The following is a 17,060-nucleotide window of genomic DNA, read 5'->3' on the forward strand; positions in this document are numbered from 1 at the left end:
TTCTCTCTCCTTGCGTCGGACTGACAGACATGTCGCCTCAGCCCGTTTCTCCATACCAGTTGCGAATTGCATCCCAGATTTCCTCGGCCGATTCGCAAAAGCGAAAGAGCGCAAGATCGTCCGGGTCGATCATGCCGGCCTCGGCCATTGCGTCGAAGTCGATTACGCTGCGCCACCACGTCTGTCCCACGAGCACAACGGGGATCGGCGCGATCTTGCCCGTTTGCAGGAGCGTCAGGACTTCGAAGAGTTCGTCGCAGGTTCCGTATCCGCCGGGAAAGAACACGGCTGCCTTCGCGCGCTCCAGAAAATGCAGCTTGCGAATGGCGAAGTAGTGGAAGCGGAAGCACAGTTCCGGCGTCAGATACGCGTTGGGTAACTGTTCGCGCGGCAAGGCGATATTCATCCCCACCGTGGGCGCGCCTGCATCGAACGCACCACGGTTGGCCGCTTCCATGATGCCGGGGCCGCCGCCCGTCACGACCGTAAGCCTCGGGAGCTTGCTGGTGCCCGGCGCATGGCCGACCAGCGTACCGAACTTGCGCGCGATGTCGTAGTAGATGCTGCGCTGCAGGAGCGCTTGCGCCACGCGCAGTTCGCGCTGCTGTTCGGCATCGGTGCCGGCCAGGGCCAGACGGCGCGCCGCGGCGAGCCGCTTGCGCGCTTGCGCCGGGCTGGCGACGCGCGTACTGCCGTAGACGACCACGGTATGCGCGATACCGGATCGCTGCAGCCGCTCTTCGGTTTTCCAGTAGTCGAGCTGAAGGCGCACGCCGCACATTTCCGGACGTCGCAGAAACGCCGCGTCCTCGTCGGCCTGAACATAGCTCTGGCTTTCGACGAGCCGGCGCACGCGAGGTGCGGGACGCTCTGCGGCGGAAAGGCCCCGGTTGCCCATGGCGAATCACATCTCGATGATGACTTTCAACGCCTGCGTGCTCGCGGCGTGCGAAAACGTCTCATAGGCCTTGGGCATGTCGTCGAACGCAAACCGATGCGTGATCAGCCGGTTCGGATCGATGCGTCCGGCGCACACGGTCTTGAGCAGCATGGGTGTGCTCACCGTGTCGACGAGACGCGTCGTGATCGCCACGTTGCGGTCCCAGAGCTTGTCGAGGAAAAGCGACGCCGGCACGCCATGCACGCCGATGTTCGCAATCGTGCCGCCCGGCGCCACGATCTGCTGGCACAGTTCGAACGTCGCAGGCACGCCGACGGCCTCCATCGCGCAATCCACGCCCACGCCGTCCGTGAGCTTCATCACCGCCGCGACGGCGTCGCCCGCGCGCGGATCGATACACGCCGTCGCGCCGAACTTCTTCGCGCATTCCAGACGGTTGGCGTCCATGTCGATCATGATGATCCGGGCGGGCGAATAGAACTGCGCGGTGAGCAGCGCGGCCAGCCCGATCGGCCCCGAACCGACGATGGCAACCGTGCTGCCGGGCTCGACCTTGCCGTTGAGCACCCCGCACTCGAAGCCCGTCGGCAGGATGTCCGAGAGCATCACGAGCGCGGCCTCGTCGAGGCCGTCGGGAATCCGGTACAGGCTCGTTTGCGCGTGCGGCGTCCGCACGTATTCGGCCTGCGTGCCGTCGATGCGATTACCGAGTATCCAGCCGCCCGTCTTGCAGTGCGAATACATGCCGCGCCGGCAGTACTCGCACTGCCCGCAGCTCGAGATGCACGAGACGAGCACGTGATCGCCGACTTTCAGCGTCGAGACGCCGCCGCCGATTTCATGGACGACACCCACCCCTTCGTGGCCGAGAATGCGGCCGGGCTCGCAACTCGGCACGTCGCCCTTGAGAATGTGGAGATCGGTGCCGCAGATCGTCGTTTTCGACATCTTGACGATCGCGTCGCCAGGATCCTGCAAGACGGGCATCGGCCGCGATTCGACCGCGAACTTGCCCGGACCGTTGTAGACCAGTGCTTTCATGTTCCCTCCGAGAAATTTCGGAACGACCGCGGGCGCGGTCGTGACGGTATTAACGCCTTTCTTATGATGAGCGGCGGGGAGGCCGCAAGATTTGACATCGATCAAGCACCCGCCAGGCCGGCAGTTTCAATCGCCGAACGTGCGCGTGTGATCGTCGTAGCTGAACAAGCCGGCGTACCGGCCCCAGTCGATCGCGCTGCGCAGGGTCGTTTCGGCATCGGCGCGGTGCAGGTGGTCCTCGAGTTCCAGTTCGAAGCGCGCACGCGGCGCGCGGTGCCCTTCCCGTTCGTCAAGAACCTCGCGGATGTGGGCAATGAGCGGCACGAACTGCACCACGTGTTCGCGAAAGAGCTTTTTGCGTTCGCTGTCGGCGGCGTGGGCGAACATGCGTCCGGCCGCCGTGAGCTTGATCGTGCGCTCCTGCAGCTCTGCGAATGCCAGCAGGTGCAGCGCCGCGGCAATGGGAAAGAGTTCGTCGGGCTTGAGCATCAGCGACGTGGCCATCGAGGCCAGTTCTGTGTGGCCGTCGCGCGTGGCTGCCGCGAGCGCGTCGAGGAACCCGACGAGACGATGGCTCGACACCGCCGGCAGTCGCAGCCCGAACGCGCCGCGCACCGCGTCTGAGCCGCTGGCGGATTCGGCGAGCCTCGCGGTCAGGATTCCGTACAGCGTGTCGACGATGGCGCGAAACGCCGGGTCGAGCCGGTTGCGCGGGCGCGACAGCGGCACATTCAGCGTCGCCACGATATGGCCCGGATGGCCGCCCAGAACATGGATGCGGTCGCACATCAGCACCGCTTCCTCGATGTTGTGCGTGACCACGAGCACCGCCTCGATCGGGGTTTGCCGCTGGGTCCAGAGGTCGAGAAAGTCGCTGCGCAGCGTTTCGGCGGTGAGCACGTCGAGCGCCGAAAACGGTTCGTCCATCAGCAGCAGTTTCGGCCCGCTCACCAGCGCCCGCGCAAAACCCACACGCTGGCGCATGCCGCCTGATAGTTCGCGCGGAAACGCGGATTCGAAGCCGTCGAGCCCGGTCATCTCGATCGCGGACATCGCGCGCTCGCGCACCACAGCGGGCGGGAGTCCGGATGCATCCAGTCCCAGCTCGACGTTGGCGAGCACCGTGAGCCACGGGTAGAGCGCGAAGGTCTGGAACACCACGGCGATACCCTCCGCGGGCCCCGCGAGCGGCGCGCATCGGTACAGTACGCGGCCCGACGTGGGCAGCGCGAGGCCGGCTGCAACGCGCAAGAGCGTCGATTTGCCCGATCCCGAGCGCCCGAGCAGACCGAGGATTTCGCCTTTGCGCAGCGTCACGTCGATATCCACCAGCACCGGCAGCGGCTCGCCGGAGGGCCGCGCGAACGCCATGCCCACGTGATCCAGTTCGAGCACCGGCGCAGCGGTGTTGGCATGAGGCGCGTCATCGACTGCCATCGCAGAGGAGCGGGCGGGACCGGGCATCGGGGCGATTTCCATGGCGAGGCGTTCAGGCAAGCCGCGTACGGCGTTCGGCAAAAGCATAGAGCGGCCGCCAAATCAAACGGTTGGCGGCGACGACCATGATCGACATGACAGCGATGCCAAGCGCAATGCGCGGGTAGTCTCCCCGTGCCGTCATCTGCGCGATATAGGCGCCGAGGCCGCCTGCACTGAGGCGGGTCGTGCCCCAGTTGACGGTTTCGGCCACGATGCTCGCGTTCCACGCACCGCCGCTCGCCGTCAGCGCGCCCGTCACGTAATACGGGAAGATGCCGGGCAGCAGCACCTGCAGCCAGCGCGCGCGCCGCCGCAGCCGCAGGCTCGTCGCCGCCTCGCGCAAATCGCTCGGCAACGCCGTGGCGCCGGCTATCACATTGAAGAGGATGTACCACTGCGTGCCGAGGATCATCAACGGGCACAGCCAGATCTGCGGGGCGAGCCCGAAGCGCACGATGCAGAATGCGACGACGGGAAACAGCAGATTGGCGGGGAAGGCAGCCAGGAATTGTGCCGCCGGCTGGACCCAGGCCGCGAGCCTCGGGCGAAGCCCCACCGCCACGCCCACCGGAACCCAGATCACGGAGGCAAGCGCAATGAGTACCGCGACTCGCAGCAAAGTGAGCAAGCCGTTGCGCACTGCATCGACCACGTCGGCCCATGCGAGAGCCGGCGCGGCATAGCGCAGCACGGCAATGGCCGCGGCTGTCACGGCCGCGGCGCACAGTACGAACCAGAGCGCTTCGCCCGCGCGCCGCGAAAACGGCCCCTTCGCCAGCTCGAAACCGCGCCAGCCTGCCCCGGGCGACAGACGCAGGTGCGCGGCGCGCGCGAGCGCCGCGCCAGCCGGGCGGCACGCATGCTGCATCCACGGTGAGCGATGAAAGAGGTCGAGCAACCAGCTGCGCGGGCAAGCCTGCACCGCGATATCGCCATAACGAAACCGGTCGGCCCACGCCACCAGCGGGCGAAACAGCAACTGGTCGTAGAGCACGATCGCGAGGCTCATGGCGAGTATCGCCCAGCCCACTGCCACGAGATCGTGCTTCATGATCGCCTGCGCCATCCACGACCCCACGCCGGGCAGCGCCACCTGTACGTCGCCCACCGAGATCGCCTCCGAAGCCACCACGAAGAACCAGCCGCCCGACATCGACATCATCGCGTTCCAGACGAGCCCCGGCATCGCGAACGGGACTTCGAGCCGCCAGAAACGTTGCCAGCCGGACAGACGGAAGCTGCGGCTCGCCTCGTCCAGATCCGAGGGCACGGTGCGCAGCGCCTGATAGAAGCTGAACGCCATGTTCCACGCCTGGCTCGTGAAGATCGCGAAAATCGAGGCCAGTTCGGCGCCCAGCACGTTGCCCGGAAAGAGCGACATGAAGAACACGACCGTGAACGACAGGTAGCCGAGTATCGGCACCGACTGCAGCACGTCGAGCAGCGGGATGAGGATGCGCCGCGCCCGGCGGCTTCTTGCCGCGAGCGTCGCGTACGTGAACGTAAAGATGAACGAAGCGGCGAGCGCGATCATCATGCGCAGCACGGTGCGCAGCGTATAGCCTGGCAGCGCCGCGGGCGAGAGCGAGATGACGGCTCCGTGCCCGCCCGCCAGCGGGCCCGTCATCTGGCGCGCGCCCTCGCCCAGCAGCACGATCGTGCCGAACACCAGCACCACGGCCGCCACGTCGCGCCAGCCCGGCATGCGCGGGTACCAGCGCAGTCCTCTCAGTACTTCGGCATGATGTTCCATGGCAATACCCTGCTTACCCGGCTGCGTTCGACCTCGGGCCGCTCGTGGCCTGACTGGCAGCGTGCGTTCATGTTTCGAGCACGTATTCGCCGGGCGCCGGCCCAATCCCGGCTTCCGGCGTGCGCGCCGGAACCTCGCCCGTCGAGTGCCCGCGCAGCCAGTCGCACCAGCAGGTCCACCACGAACCGTCGATCACGGGTGTGTCGCTCATGTACTCGTGGCCGCTGCGGTACGGCGCGCCCCATTCGCGCGTCGCGCACCGGAAGTAGCGCCCCGGGTGGCCGGGCTCGGACACGATGCCGGCGTTATGGCCGCCCGACGTGAGGACGAACGTGAGCGCGTTGTGCGTGAGCAGATGCAGCTTGTAGACCGAGCGCCACGGCGAAACGTGATCGCGCTCGGTCCCGACGACGAACATCGGCGTTTGGATGTCCGAGAGCGCGATGGGCTGTCCATCCACGCAATAGCGCCCCGCCGCGAGATCGTTGTCGAGAAAGAGATGGGTGAGATATTCGCTGTGCATGCGGTACGGCATGCGCGTCGTGTCGGCGTTCCACGACATGAGGTCGTTCGGCTTTGTGCGCCGGCCCAGCAGATACTCGCTCATCATGCGGGACCAGATCAGGTCGCGCGCGTTGAGCAACTGGAACGCCGCCGACATTTGCGCGCCGTCCAGATAGCCCTGCCGCCACATCAGCGCGTCGAGCGCGGCGAGTTCGCTTGCGTCGATGAACAAGCCGAGTTCGCCCGGCTCGCTGAAATCGGTGAGCGCGGCCAGCAACGTGATGGAGCGCAGCATGTCGCGCCGCCCGTCGCGTGCGAGCGCCGCCGCCCCGATCGCGAGCAGCGTTCCGCCGAGGCAGTAGCCGAGCGCGTGGACCGGCTCGCCGCAGCGGGCGCGAACCGCTTCGAGCGCCGCGAGGAAGCCGTCGCGCAGGTAGTCGTCGAGGCCGAGATCTCGCGCCTGTGGGCCTGGGTTGCGCCACGATAGCGCGAACACCGTGTAGCCCTGTTCGACCAGAAACCGGATCAGCGAGTTGTGCGGTTGCAGGTCGAGGATGTAGTACTTCATGATCCAGGACGGCACGATCAGAATCGGCTCGCGCGTGACATCCGGTGTCGCGGGCGCATACTGCAGCAGTTCGCACAGCGCGTTGCGCCAGACGACCCGCCCTGGCGTCACTGCGACGTCGCGCCCCGGAATCCAGGGCTGTGCCACGCGTGCGCGCGTGCCCCGCAGGGTGTCGGCCATGGCGTTCGCGTCGTCGAGCCAGTTGCGCAGGCCCGCAGCAAGGTTGGCGCCGCCGCTGCGCACCGTGGCCTGCAACACCTCGGGATTGGTCGCGATGAAGTTGCCCGGCGAACACGCGTCGAGCCATTGGCGCGCCGCGAAGCCAACCAGTTCCTCGTGGTGCCGCTCGACGCCCGGAACCCCGCGCGTCGCTTCGCACCACCAGCGCTCGACCGCCAGAAACGCGTCACGGTACATCTGGAACGGCCAGTGCGACCATGCGGCGGCGGTAAAACGCGGGTCGGCGCGACCGGCGTACACCGTCATCCCGTCCTCCTGCGCTTCGTCACCGGCGGGGCGCAACCGCGATAGAAACGTTGCCGCAAGCCATCCGTGCGTCGCAAGGTCGAAGCATTTTCCCGGTGAGACCGCGAGGTGCCCCGCCCAGTCGAACGCGGCCAGCATGAGCGCGAGCGGCGAAAGGCCGAAGGTCGCCACGGCCAGACTCGCGTGGGCCGCGCGGTTCCACTGATCGGAAGGCGAGTCGTCCGGCTGCCGGCACTCCATGGCGCGCGCGGGCGTCCGTTGAATGGCCCGGCTCACATGCAAGGGCTCGGCGTCGCTAACAGCGGAATCGGTCATGATGGGCGCACTCTTCGTTCGTCAGGCCGTCCGTGGGCGGTATGGCCGGCGGCGTCAACCGCACTACTGTGCGTTGGCCGGGAAAGGTGGCGATTGATCTGAATCAAGCATGCGAGCGCCGGACAGGCGGGACGAAGCGTGGACGATGCGGTTGCACGCCCCGCCTCGTGCGATCAACCGGCTCCGCTCTGACGGCCCGCGTTGTCTCCTCGTTGCGCACCGTTGCGGCTCGGCGCGAGCGTATCCCGCAGCCCTTCCAGCTCGCGCTGCAGCGAAATGATTTCCGCATGCAGCGCCTTGATATCCCGATGCATCTCGCGCCTGAGGCGCCGCTCTTCCTTGCCGATGAGCCACGCGGCAATGCCGGCGAATGCCAGTGAAAGCATGCCGTAGCCGAGCAGCACGACGAACACGGCAAAAACACGTGAGGCGGGCGTTGTCGGCGCGATGTCGCCATAGCCCACTGTGGCGCTGCTTTCGAATGCGAGCCACAGCCCTTCGGCATAACTGTGCACCCGCGGCTCCAGCGCATAAAACCCTGCGCCGCCAAGCAACAGAACGGTCGCGCCCGCGAGCGGAAGCAGCGCGAGGCGATTGGGTTCGAAACAGGTGCGCAGGGCCACGACGATACGTAGCGCAATCATCGCCATGAACGCGAGTCTGAGCACCCATTCGAGGGAAGACCAGGGATTCGCTCCGCCGATCATGCTGACGAGCGCGCCACAAGCGATCGCCACATCGAAGGCATTGCGATCCAGAAACCGTGCGGGTTTGCGGCTCGACCACGCAGTCCGCGCAACGGCGGCTGCGCACGCCACCGCCGCGGCACCGTAGAGTACGCGCGCGGTCAGCAGCATCGAACCTGTCGTCGCGAGCAGTTCGACGTAGAAGGCCGGAATGGCAATCAGGCAGCCCGCAAGCAAAACCCAGCGAGCGTGTGTCCACGCGTGCTGTGCAGCGGCTCCGTCGTGCGAGTCGACGCCCCCGAGTCCTGCCTTGTGCCAGCCGACACTCATTTGCCGTACCCCTCGTTATGCAAGGCTCGGCGGCCTGAAGTCTGCGTTTGCGTTTGCGCTGCAGGCCGGATTTCATCGCAGGTCATGCCTGCCTCCTCATGCCGACGGGGATATCGGAAGGCGGCTCAGAATTGCTCCTCAATGAAGTGAAACGGATAGCCCGGCTCCTGATAGCCGCGCGCCTGGCGCACCATGCATCGCATGGGCGCTCGCGCACCCGACCCTCTCGTTGCATAGACATTAGAAGGAGGCACCGATCGTCGCTTGACCTATATCAATCTGCGCTTCGTGGCCCGCCCTAGCCTTCACACAGGATCCGCGAGTTCCGAACTGGATGCCGAGGCGGCCGGCGCATGCCGGTCTCCATTCCGGTCTATCCTGGCGGTATCGGGGCGCATCTACGCACCGGTGCGCCTGCTGGACTGCGCTAGCCGATTAATCACTTCGTATATCCAGTTATTTATCCACCTATCGGGCTTGCGGGCTGCTCGCACGCGCCAGGAACTCGTTATCGGTGACGTTTTGCTGCGGCTGGAGATCCACGATGACCTACAAGACCGTGATGGTCCACCTCGACACGAGCACAGGCGCCCATACGCGGCTCTCGTTCGCGCTGAAGCTCGCCCGAAAATTCGATGCCTTTCTGGACGGCGTGTTTACCCTGTTCGATCCGCATCCAGTGGGCTTCTACGCCATGACGGGCGCGGCCGACCTCTACGACGCTCACCGCAAATTTCTCACGCAGAAACGAGGCGAGACAGAACGGCTGTTTCGCACAGAACTGACGCGTGCCCAGGTGCGAGGCGTATGGACTGCACCGGACGGCTTTCCCGTCACCACGGTCATGCAGGCCAGCCGTACCTCGGACCTGGTGATACTTGGGCAATCCGGACCGAAGGACCCTGAGTCCTATGTGGCGGACAATTTCATGGAGACGGTTCTGCTCGGTGCCGGCAGCCCCGTTCTGTTGATACCGGAAACCGGCTCCTTCGAGGCCGTTGGCGACCGGGTGCTGATCGCCTGGAATGGCAGCCGCGAGGCAGCTCGCGCCATTCGCGACGCGATTCCGCTTCTCGCGTGCGCGACGCGTGTCACGGTCGCTGCCGTCTCCACGGCGTTCAAGCCGGGGCCGACCGAAGCATCGTGCGCTGACGTCGCAGCGATGCTCCAGCGACACGTTGCGCCCCCCGTGGACATTGCGCGCTTCGCTCGTTCATCGGCGATATCGACAGGCGAAGCCCTGCTCGAATTCGCGAGCGATGGCGAATACGACCTGCTCGTCGCGGGTGCCTACGGTCACGCGAGGTTTCACGAGTTCGTCCTTGGTGGCGTCACGCGCGCGATTCTTTCTTCGATGACATTGCCGGTATTGATGTCTCACTGAACGACTGCGCGAAGGCAAGTCGCCCGCCGCACCGTCGCGAGAAAACCGTCATGGGCGACGTCGACATCGATGGGCGCTGAACCGCGGCAAAAGGCGGCGCCGCTCATCTGCTGCAGTAGCACAGTCCCATCGCCGGGCGCGCACGGAAAGGCGGAAATACGTACCACGAGCCATCGTCATGACGGAAGAAGATGATGGCCCGCGGCGCGCTTGGCGCCCCCCCTACGAGGCGCACATAGCGCAAATGCGACGACGCGATATGACCGAAATTCGTCACGCATCCCGGCATCGACGGCGTCGGGGCAAGCCATTTGTCTACAAGTGAGCGCAAAGATGCACGGTGCTCGTTCATCGCTGTCCCCTTCCTTCATCACGCTGACTGACGGTCCGACGCGAATCGCCGAGCCGATGCCTTCAGTATTGTCCTTACCCGCAAGGGATCCAATCAGCGCCGTCCGAGAGTGATGTAGGAAAATCGGAATCTCCACGTAAGCGATGCACCACAAGCACGACGCGCCTCACCGTCGGCTCGATGCAAGCCCGTTGACGGGCGCCGCGATGACGATGCCGGTGAGCGCCGCGTGCAAGGGCTGCTTTTCGCACGGGCCCGTGTCGGTACCAATGTCGATCCGGCACGGGCGCTTCGACGGCAGCGCGGCTGCGAAGGCGTTGACACAGGTCAAACGCGGCCAGCCAGCACGGCGGTCGAATAGACGAAATGGCCGGCGCGAATCGCCGGCATTTCAGCAAGTCAGCCATCACTGGAGCCCACGACCGTGCGAACCCTCCCCACCATGCCGAAGATCACGGCTGCCGCCAGCGGCGACGATCCCGCGAAGTTCTGCTTTCGCTACCGCGGTGGTCGACACCACCGCCGGCACTATGACGTGCTCATGACGCTGAACGAAACGAGCGGCGTCTGCCATATCGAAGTTTGTCACGCGCTGCCGGCTGGCGCCGATCTCCCTCTTTTCGCGTCGGGGCGTCTCAATGCTGCGCGCCTCGCGCGCGCAGTCGATCTGATCGGACTCGTGAAGCAGGTGACCGCGCGCGATCACACGAGGTTGCAGCCCGGCCGTCTGGTGTTCGACGCCCACATGCCGTTGCCCTGGCGGCCCGTAGGCGCCACGGCAAGTCCCAGACTACGTCGCGCCGCAAGCTCGACATCGGCACGCCATGCGCACGCTGCGTTCGTCGCCCCGCAAGCCAATGCTGTGCCGTCTATGGCGGCGAGTCTTGCGCATGTGCGAGTTCGTTACCCTTTGCACGGCCTGGGACGCGGCGCGCGACTGAAGCGACATGCGAGGGCCGACTGACGCAAGGTGGGTGCACCCGTCACACTGTGCTCGAAGCGCGGTCGTGTGGCGGCCCTCCCGCCCCGGCATGCGCTCCGGCCATGCGACGCGTGTACCGATCCGGCCTGCAGCCGTGTCGCGCAGATCTACCTGACGGTAGGCCGATCGTGAGACGCAGCCCCCTTTTCTGGAGCGCGCAACGTGCGTGACGTGGTCAGCCGCCTCTGCGCGCGTTTGCATCGCGGGTATCCATCGCACGACGGACGCAACCCGAATATGATGCCACCGCACCGCGACTCGCCTGATCGACGGAAGATAGCACGCGCCGCGACAGGAGCCAGGCCAGCCACAGCATGGCTCCTGCGCCCGGCGGCCGTGGCCGCAGTCGTTTTTCTCCTCGTGGCTTGCGCAACCCGCACATCGGGCAACGCCTCCGATGCAGTCCCCAGCCAAACCTCGCTTCCCGCATTGCAGCCCGTGCCAGTGGACCTGACGCGTTACATGGGCCGTTGGTACACGATCGCCACGGTGCCTTACCTGAACGAACGTGAATACGTCGGCAGCTACGCGGACTGGGAACTGCGCAAGGACGGCAGGATCGACGACAACTACTTCGGCAGGCGCTACGGCTTCGATCAGCCGGTGACGGGCGGCACGCTGGTCGCGAGCGTGGTGCCCGGCAGCGGCGGCGGAAAGTGGCGGGTGACGATCTTGTGGCCCTTCAACGTGGTGGTCCTCACGGTCTACGTGGACCCCGATTACCGTTACACCGTGCGTTGCGAGGAGGATGGCAGCCCCATCTGGATTTTGTCCCGGACGCCGGACATGGATGACGATGTATACGCCGGCCTGGTACGCCGGCTAGAGGGAATGGGTCTCCACACCGAAGGGTTGCGGCGTGTTCCGCAACACCCCGGGCAGATCGGCCAGCCGGGTTTCATGGCCCCGCGTTGAGCAGCAGAACGAACCCGGCCACGCAGATGATCAGCGTAGCGGCTCCGTAGCGAAACGTCGCCCATGCGTCGAACACGAGACCGTCGAGCACCAGATAAAGTCCGACAAGCGCCGCGAAAATGGCAATCGTGGCGAGCACGATTCTGAATTCGGAACGGATCATGATGCGCACCTGAGGCGCGGCAACGGCACGAGAAGAACGCTGGGCATGTCACCTCCGGTTAAGGCAAGTCAGGCAATACCGGCCTGCGCGGACGGTCACGAGCGCCCGTCCGGCACCGGCCAATCGATTTTGCGGCGCATCGGCGCGTGCCGCTTGACATGCGTCAAGCCATGACCTGCCTGCGAAGACACGATTGAGTTGAGCCACTCACCCGCATTGCGCCAGGAGGACACCATGTACAACCGCATTCTCGTCCCGCTCGACGGTAGCGAGACCGCCTTCGCCGCGCTCGATGCCGCGATCAACCTCGCGCAGGGCACCGGCGCGGAGCTGCTGCCCCTTTACGTGATCGACGTCCCCGTTATCGCGTTCGAGGTACCGGGCTTTGATCCTTCGATCGCGAGGGACGCGTGCATCGAACAAAGCCGGATCGTCTGCGCCGACGCCCAGGCGCGCATGACAAAAGACGCGATGAAAGGCACGCCGCACGCGGCCGAAGTCGAACTGGGCGCTGAGGGCGTTGCCGAGTGCATCGTGCGCATCGCCGAGGACTGGCATGCGGACCTGATCGCCATGGGCACGCACGGCCGCCGCGGCGTACGCAGGCTCGTGCTCGGCAGTGTGGCGGAACGCGTCCTGCGCCTCGCTCACTGCCCTGTGCTCCTGGTGCCGTTGCGGGCGGCCGAGGCTCAGCAAAACACTCCGGATGATCGCGCGGCGCACATGCTGGCCTGAGGCACCTCGGCAGCGACGCGGGCAGCCACGATCCGGCGCGCCGATACCGTGTTCCTGGTGCCGGCGATTGTCATGTGGCGCCGTATTCCCCGGCGTACGCGATCTCATCCCAGATCATATTCGCGCATCATTTCCGCAATCACCGCTTTCAAAGGCGCAACGCACTCCTGCGCAACCCCGCGAAGCTCGTCGATGACCCAATTGCAGCCACCGTTCTGCGCTGGATCGACCTTGCGCGGAACCGGGATGTCGCAATCACGGCAGCTGTCGCCAAGATCAGCGCTTTCCTGAACTCTGCGCAGAACTTCTAAACGAATGCTCTCAGCGGTACCCACGTTCTTGATCATGTTCGCCTCCATCGCGCGAGCGAAATCGCATCCTCGACCCTTCATCGATGTGAGAGCCGCGCTCAAGCCGAGCCGTCCCCCTCCATCCGATGCTCCATTCTTTCCTCGCGAAGTCCCGAAGCGTTGATGCACGTCAATTGACGTCGTCCTGAGCGCCGTAGTGTTGGGCGATACACGAGGGTCTGAGGCAAACGCACGCTGCGCGACGGCGAGCCTTTGCGCTGAACCCCGTTCCCGCGCTCCCGAACAGCGAGGTCCGTCGTGACAGGCAAAACGCTCGTATTCCACCAGGCCGCTCGCCAGCGCCTTCTCGACGGCGTCAACGCGCTCGCCGAGGCTGTGAAAGTCACGCTCGGCCCAGGCGGGCGCAACGTCATCGTCGAACGCAGCGGCGACACGCCGCTCATCGCGAACTCGGGTGTCGTCGTGGCCGGTTCGGTCACCGTGCCCGATTCGTTCGAGGAGATGGGTGTGCGCCTCCTGCGCGAAGTCGCCACACGGACCAGCGAACTCGCGGGCGACGGTACGACCACGGCAACCACGCTCGCCCAGGCCATCATGGTCGAGGGCAACAAGTATGTCGCGGCGGGCTTCGACCCGATGGCGCTGCGCCGCGCAATCGAGGCCGCCGGCCAGCGTGTCGTCGCGAGGCTGCGCGAGCTGGCGCGCCCATGCGCAGGTACCGACGAGGTGCGCCATATCGCCACGATTTCGGCAAGCGGCGACGCGAGCATCGGCGCTATCGTCGCCCAGGCCGTCGAGCGAGTGGGACGGGACGGCGCGATCAGCATCGAGGACGGCTCGAAGCTCGAGGACGAACTGGAGACGGTCGAAGGTTCGTTGATCGGGCACGGCTACGCCTCACCGCTCTTTGTCGGCGACGACGCGCGTGAAGTCGTGCTCGAGGAGCCGCGCATCCTGCTATGCGACGCGACCATCAGCTCGATTGCGCAGATGCTGCCGTTGCTCGAAGCGCTCAGCGCGACGGGCAAGCCGCTGCTCGTGGTGGCCAACGAAATCGAGGGCGAGGCCCTGGCCACGCTCGTGGTCAACCATCTGCGCGGGACGCTGAAGTCATGCGCGGTGCGCTCGCCCGAGTTCGGCGAGCGGCGCAGCGAGACGCTGAACGACCTTGCCACGCTGACCGGCGCCACCGTCATCTCGCCGCAAACGGGCCGCACGCTCGAGCATGCGACGCTCGACGATCTGGGCACCGCGCGGCGTGTCGAGATCGCACGCGACACCACGACAATCGTCGAGGCACGCGGCGACCGGACCCGCCTCGAAGAGCGCATTGGCGCGCTGCGCGCGCGCGTCGATCAACTCGGCCCCGGCAACGAACGCGACGCGCTCACGCGCCGCCTTACGCGGCTCGCGGGCGGCGTGGCCGTCATCCGCGTCGGCGCGGCCACGGAAACGGCGCTGCACGAACGCAAGAACCGCTTCGAGGATGCGCTCCATGCCACGCGTGCGGCAGTCGAGGAAGGCATCGTGCCGGGGGGCGGCGTCGCGCTGCTGCGCGCGAGATCGGTTCTGGAAGACTTCGGCGCCGACGAAACCGGGCGGGCCGGCGCGAAGATCGTCCATGACGCGCTGGCGGCGCCGCTCGGCCAGATTGCCGAAAACGCCGGCGCCGATGCCCAGGTGGTCGTGCACACCGTGAGCGCCGGGCAGGATGCGTGGGGCTACGACGCCGCGCGCGGCACCTTTGGCGACATGATGGCGGCGGGCGTCGTCGATCCGCTGAAGGTCACGCGCACCGCATTGCAGAACGCGGTATCGATTGCTTCCCTGCTGCTCACCACGGACTGCATGATCGCCCGGCCAGCCGGTTCGGGTTACGAACCCGCTGAATGACCCGGGACGTCCGCATTCCGGCCCTGGATACAGAGTTCGACCACGCCAGTGCGGGACATCGAGCGGCGCGACGTCGTCTATACCAGAGGCGTCTCGGTGCTCCCTTCCCGCCTGTGCCAGCCTGCCGCAGGTTCGAGCGGCTCGACCGCGCTGGTTTCATCGAGGTGAAAAAGCGCATCGAACTGCGAGGCGAGTTTGGCTTCGAAATAGTGACTTTGCCGTTCCGTCTGCGGAAGATACAGCACACCGATCGCACGCTCGAGCAGGGGCTCGTCGAGGGCGCGCGAGGTGTCGTCCTGCATCGGCAGGAAGAAGCGGTCGTAGCCCGTGGCGTGAAACAAATGCTCCCAGCTTCCCTGCAGCGCAGGGCGCACCCATTTCTGCTCGACCTCGCCGTCCCAGCGCGAAGCCGCCGACACGTGCCCGGTGTAAGTCGTGAAGCCCACCAGCAACGCCCGATGCTGCGCGCTCTCGCGCACGATCTGGCCCAGATTCCACTCGCCGCGGCGCCGTGACTCGGTGGCGCGGGCATCGCCAAGATGCGAGTTGTGCGCCCAGACGACCACCTTGCCGCTGCCGCCGCGCCGCACGCGGTAACGGGCCAGCGCGAATAGCGTATTGGCCATATGGGCGTCGCGCAGGTTCCACGTGTTCAGCCGGCTGCTGAACATGCCGCGGTAGTAGGCCTCGGCGTTGACCACCACCTGCGCGTTCTGCTCGGCGAAGAACTGCGCGTCGAGCGCGTCGGTGCCGTCGCGCGAGAGGTAATCGAACTGGTCGGCACGCAGTTGCAGAAGCTGCCGCACCGCGCCGGCGTGCGCGGCGGGCCGCGCGCCAAGCGCCACCGCGTAGCCATAGGCCTGCGGCTCGCGCACGTGGTCCAGCGCCGCATAACGCTCGCGCGCCTGCGCGGCTTCGCCTGGATCCACGTCTTCCAGATAGCGGATCACCGCGTCGGCAGACCGGTAGAGGCTGTACAGATCGAGACCGTACACGCCTACGCGCTGCTGCTGGGCCCGCGTCGCGTTGATTTCGCGCAACGCAGCAATGAAGTCGCGAACTTCCCGATTGCGCCACATCCACTCGGGGAAGCGCTCGAAGTCATCGAGCGCCGTCGTAGCGTCGTCAGCCCCCTCGTCCTGCACGAACCGGTTGATGCGCCACGCGTCAGGCCAGTCGCCTTCAATGGCGACAGTGTCGAAACCGTACCCGGCGATGAGGCGCAGCGTGATTTCCGCACGCATGCGGTAGAACTCGGCGGTACCGTGGGTCGCCTCGCCGAGCAGGACCAGATCGCGGCCGCGAACCATTTCCATAAGCGAATCGTAGTCCGTACTATTGCCGTTCAGACGCTGCCCAAGCGATCGGACCGTAAGGAATGGTGTTTTCGATGGTTGCATGATGAAGTCTCTCCAGGCGGGATACGAAAACGCCGGTGCGAGGAAACCCGCATGATCAGGCCGCGTCGTTTCCTGGCGCAGCGGTGCGCGCACCGTCAGCATCGCCGGGCAAGGCCTGCTGCTGCCATTCCCGCGCGGCGTCGAGACAGGTTCGCACCTCGTCGTCGCTTGTCTGCGTGAAATCGGCATAAAACTGCCCGATACCCATGAACCAGTCCGGCCGCATCACATAGACGAAGTCGTCCGCGACCGGGTCGAAGCGGGCTTCGGCTCCGGCTGGGCACACGGGCACGGCGACGACGATCTGCTTCGGGTGCCGCGTGCGCAGCGCGTCGAGGGCGGCATGCATGGTCGATCCCGTCGCCATGCCGTCATCCACGACGATGACGGTCTTGCCCTGCACGGCAGCAGGTGGCCGTTGGCCCCGGTAGACCAGCTCGCGACGGCGCAGCTCGATGCGTTCGCGTGCGATGGCGTCCAGAACCTGTTCCTCGCTCACATGCAGTGCGCGCAGCACCGAATCGTTGAGGTAGATCGCCTCGCCGGTCGCGATGGCCCCCATCGCCAGCTCGGGGTTATGGGGCGCGCCGAGCTTGCGCACGAGAAGCACATCGAGCGGGCAGCGCAAGGCCCGCGCCACTTCATAGCCAACCGGCACGCCGCCGCGCGGCAGCGCCAGCACGACGACGTCTGTGTGGCCGGCATAACGATGCAATGCCGCGGCAAGCTGTTTGCCGGCGTCAGTGCGATTACGAAATATGTCACTCATGGTCGATGTCCTGTATGCGTTGAACCGCCAGTCCTCTCCATGCCGGCGAAGCTCGAACTGCGGGCCTGCACGCGGCGCAGCAGCGCTGCGCGT

15 protein-coding genes are annotated in these 17,060 nt (G+C 65.9%); 5 read left to right on the forward strand and 10 right to left on the reverse strand.

The annotated features are described in order from the left end of the window. Window positions 1-37: 37 nt before the first annotated feature. From BHE01S_RS19845 to BHE01S_RS19870, 6 genes are all read right to left on the reverse strand, one after another. Window positions 38-898, reverse strand: coding sequence for an LOG family protein (locus tag BHE01S_RS19845; protein ID WP_042266911.1), 861 nt, complete (start codon window positions 896-898; stop codon window positions 38-40). Between the two features lie 6 nt (window positions 899-904). Continuing rightward, the gene (locus BHE01S_RS19850) at window positions 905-1,942 is read right to left on the reverse strand and encodes a zinc-dependent alcohol dehydrogenase family protein (RefSeq protein ID WP_042266913.1); all 1,038 of its coding nucleotides are present in this window, start codon (window positions 1,940-1,942) and stop codon (window positions 905-907) included. A 126-nt stretch (window positions 1,943-2,068) separates the two neighbouring features. Next, on the reverse strand, window positions 2,069-3,379 hold the full coding sequence (locus tag BHE01S_RS19855) for an ABC transporter ATP-binding protein (protein ID WP_042266915.1): 1,311 nt from the start codon (window positions 3,377-3,379) through the stop codon (window positions 2,069-2,071). Between the two features lie 52 nt (window positions 3,380-3,431). Then, window positions 3,432-5,174 carry an ABC transporter permease gene (locus BHE01S_RS19860; RefSeq protein ID WP_042266917.1) on the reverse strand — a complete coding sequence of 581 codons (1,743 nt, stop codon included), beginning with the start codon at window positions 5,172-5,174 and terminating at the stop codon, window positions 3,432-3,434. A 67-nt stretch (window positions 5,175-5,241) separates the two neighbouring features. After that, window positions 5,242-6,972 (reverse strand): PHA/PHB synthase family protein, encoded by a 1,731-nt coding sequence (locus BHE01S_RS19865; RefSeq protein ID WP_245639793.1) that lies wholly within the window; start codon window positions 6,970-6,972, stop codon window positions 5,242-5,244. A gap of 248 nt (window positions 6,973-7,220) precedes the next feature. Next, window positions 7,221-8,063 carry a potassium channel family protein gene (locus tag BHE01S_RS19870; protein WP_042266921.1) on the reverse strand — a complete coding sequence of 281 codons (843 nt, stop codon included), beginning with the start codon at window positions 8,061-8,063 and terminating at the stop codon, window positions 7,221-7,223. A 544-nt stretch (window positions 8,064-8,607) separates the two neighbouring features. On the opposite strand from BHE01S_RS19870, the gene BHE01S_RS19875 reads away from it, so the two are divergent. The 3 genes from BHE01S_RS19875 (at window position 8,608) to BHE01S_RS19885 (ending at window position 11,696) form a co-directional block, all read left to right on the forward strand. After that, complete coding sequence (locus BHE01S_RS19875; protein ID WP_042266924.1) at window positions 8,608-9,447, forward strand: universal stress protein; 840 nt, start codon at window positions 8,608-8,610, stop codon at window positions 9,445-9,447. A 776-nt stretch (window positions 9,448-10,223) separates the two neighbouring features. Continuing rightward, on the forward strand, window positions 10,224-10,763 hold the full coding sequence (locus tag BHE01S_RS19880; protein WP_157025500.1) for a hypothetical protein: 540 nt from the start codon (window positions 10,224-10,226) through the stop codon (window positions 10,761-10,763). Between the two features lie 462 nt (window positions 10,764-11,225). Continuing rightward, window positions 11,226-11,696: a lipocalin family protein gene (locus BHE01S_RS19885; RefSeq protein WP_245639789.1), complete on the forward strand. Its 471-nt coding sequence runs from the start codon at window positions 11,226-11,228 to the stop codon at window positions 11,694-11,696. Here the strand turns inward: BHE01S_RS19885 and BHE01S_RS19890 are convergent. Continuing rightward, on the reverse strand, window positions 11,680-11,859 hold the full coding sequence (locus BHE01S_RS19890) for a DUF2964 family protein (protein WP_042267027.1): 180 nt from the start codon (window positions 11,857-11,859) through the stop codon (window positions 11,680-11,682). The genes BHE01S_RS19885 and BHE01S_RS19890 overlap by 17 nt on opposite strands. Window positions 11,860-12,093: 234 nt before the next feature. Between BHE01S_RS19890 and BHE01S_RS19895 the strand changes: the two genes are divergently transcribed. After that, window positions 12,094-12,594: a universal stress protein gene (locus BHE01S_RS19895; protein WP_042266928.1), complete on the forward strand. Its 501-nt coding sequence runs from the start codon at window positions 12,094-12,096 to the stop codon at window positions 12,592-12,594. A gap of 104 nt (window positions 12,595-12,698) precedes the next feature. Here the strand turns inward: BHE01S_RS19895 and BHE01S_RS36890 are convergent, their stop codons facing one another. Beyond that, window positions 12,699-12,941: a hypothetical protein gene (locus BHE01S_RS36890; protein WP_084069039.1), complete on the reverse strand. Its 243-nt coding sequence runs from the start codon at window positions 12,939-12,941 to the stop codon at window positions 12,699-12,701. A gap of 261 nt (window positions 12,942-13,202) precedes the next feature. Here BHE01S_RS36890 and groL point away from each other — a divergent pair, with 261 nt between their 5' ends. Further along, complete coding sequence (groL, locus tag BHE01S_RS19905; protein WP_042266932.1) at window positions 13,203-14,798, forward strand: chaperonin GroEL; 1,596 nt, start codon at window positions 13,203-13,205, stop codon at window positions 14,796-14,798. 77 nt (window positions 14,799-14,875) lie between these two features. Here the strand turns inward: groL and BHE01S_RS19910 are convergent, their stop codons facing one another. Continuing rightward, window positions 14,876-16,198, reverse strand: coding sequence for an erythromycin esterase family protein (locus BHE01S_RS19910; protein WP_042267030.1), 1,323 nt, complete (start codon window positions 16,196-16,198; stop codon window positions 14,876-14,878). A 55-nt stretch (window positions 16,199-16,253) separates the two neighbouring features. Further along, entirely contained in the window at window positions 16,254-16,967 is a 714-nt protein-coding gene (locus BHE01S_RS19915) for a phosphoribosyltransferase (RefSeq protein WP_042266934.1), read from the reverse strand. Between the last annotated feature and the right edge of the window lie 93 nt (window positions 16,968-17,060).

The sequence above is a fragment of the Paraburkholderia heleia NBRC 101817 genome (genome assembly GCF_000739775.1).
Taxonomy (GTDB): domain Bacteria; phylum Pseudomonadota; class Gammaproteobacteria; order Burkholderiales; family Burkholderiaceae; genus Paraburkholderia; species Paraburkholderia heleia.

Bases quoted from the DNA above. Each gene is read 5' to 3' on its own strand.
- BHE01S_RS19845 (WP_042266911.1), bottom strand. From the start codon at position 898: ATGGGCAACCGGGGCCTTTCCGCCGCAGAGCGTCCCGCACCTCGCGTG.
- BHE01S_RS19895 (WP_042266928.1), top strand. From the start codon at position 12,094: ATGTACAACCGCATTCTCGTCCCGCTCGACGGTAGCGAGACCGCCTTC.
- BHE01S_RS19915 (WP_042266934.1), bottom strand. From the start codon at position 16,967: ATGAGTGACATATTTCGTAATCGCACTGACGCCGGCAAACAGCTTGCC.
- BHE01S_RS19855 (WP_042266915.1), bottom strand. From the start codon at position 3,379: ATGGCAGTCGATGACGCGCCTCATGCCAACACCGCTGCGCCGGTGCTC.
- BHE01S_RS19850 (WP_042266913.1), bottom strand. From the start codon at position 1,942: ATGAAAGCACTGGTCTACAACGGTCCGGGCAAGTTCGCGGTCGAATCG.
- BHE01S_RS19890 (WP_042267027.1), bottom strand. From the start codon at position 11,859: ATGATCCGTTCCGAATTCAGAATCGTGCTCGCCACGATTGCCATTTTC.
- BHE01S_RS19910 (WP_042267030.1), bottom strand. From the start codon at position 16,198: ATGCAACCATCGAAAACACCATTCCTTACGGTCCGATCGCTTGGGCAG.
- BHE01S_RS19865 (WP_245639793.1), bottom strand. From the start codon at position 6,972: ATGGAGTGCCGGCAGCCGGACGACTCGCCTTCCGATCAGTGGAACCGC.
- BHE01S_RS19870 (WP_042266921.1), bottom strand. From the start codon at position 8,063: ATGAGTGTCGGCTGGCACAAGGCAGGACTCGGGGGCGTCGACTCGCAC.
- BHE01S_RS19875 (WP_042266924.1), top strand. From the start codon at position 8,608: ATGACCTACAAGACCGTGATGGTCCACCTCGACACGAGCACAGGCGCC.
- BHE01S_RS36890 (WP_084069039.1), bottom strand. From the start codon at position 12,941: ATGATCAAGAACGTGGGTACCGCTGAGAGCATTCGTTTAGAAGTTCTG.
- BHE01S_RS19860 (WP_042266917.1), bottom strand. From the start codon at position 5,174: ATGGAACATCATGCCGAAGTACTGAGAGGACTGCGCTGGTACCCGCGC.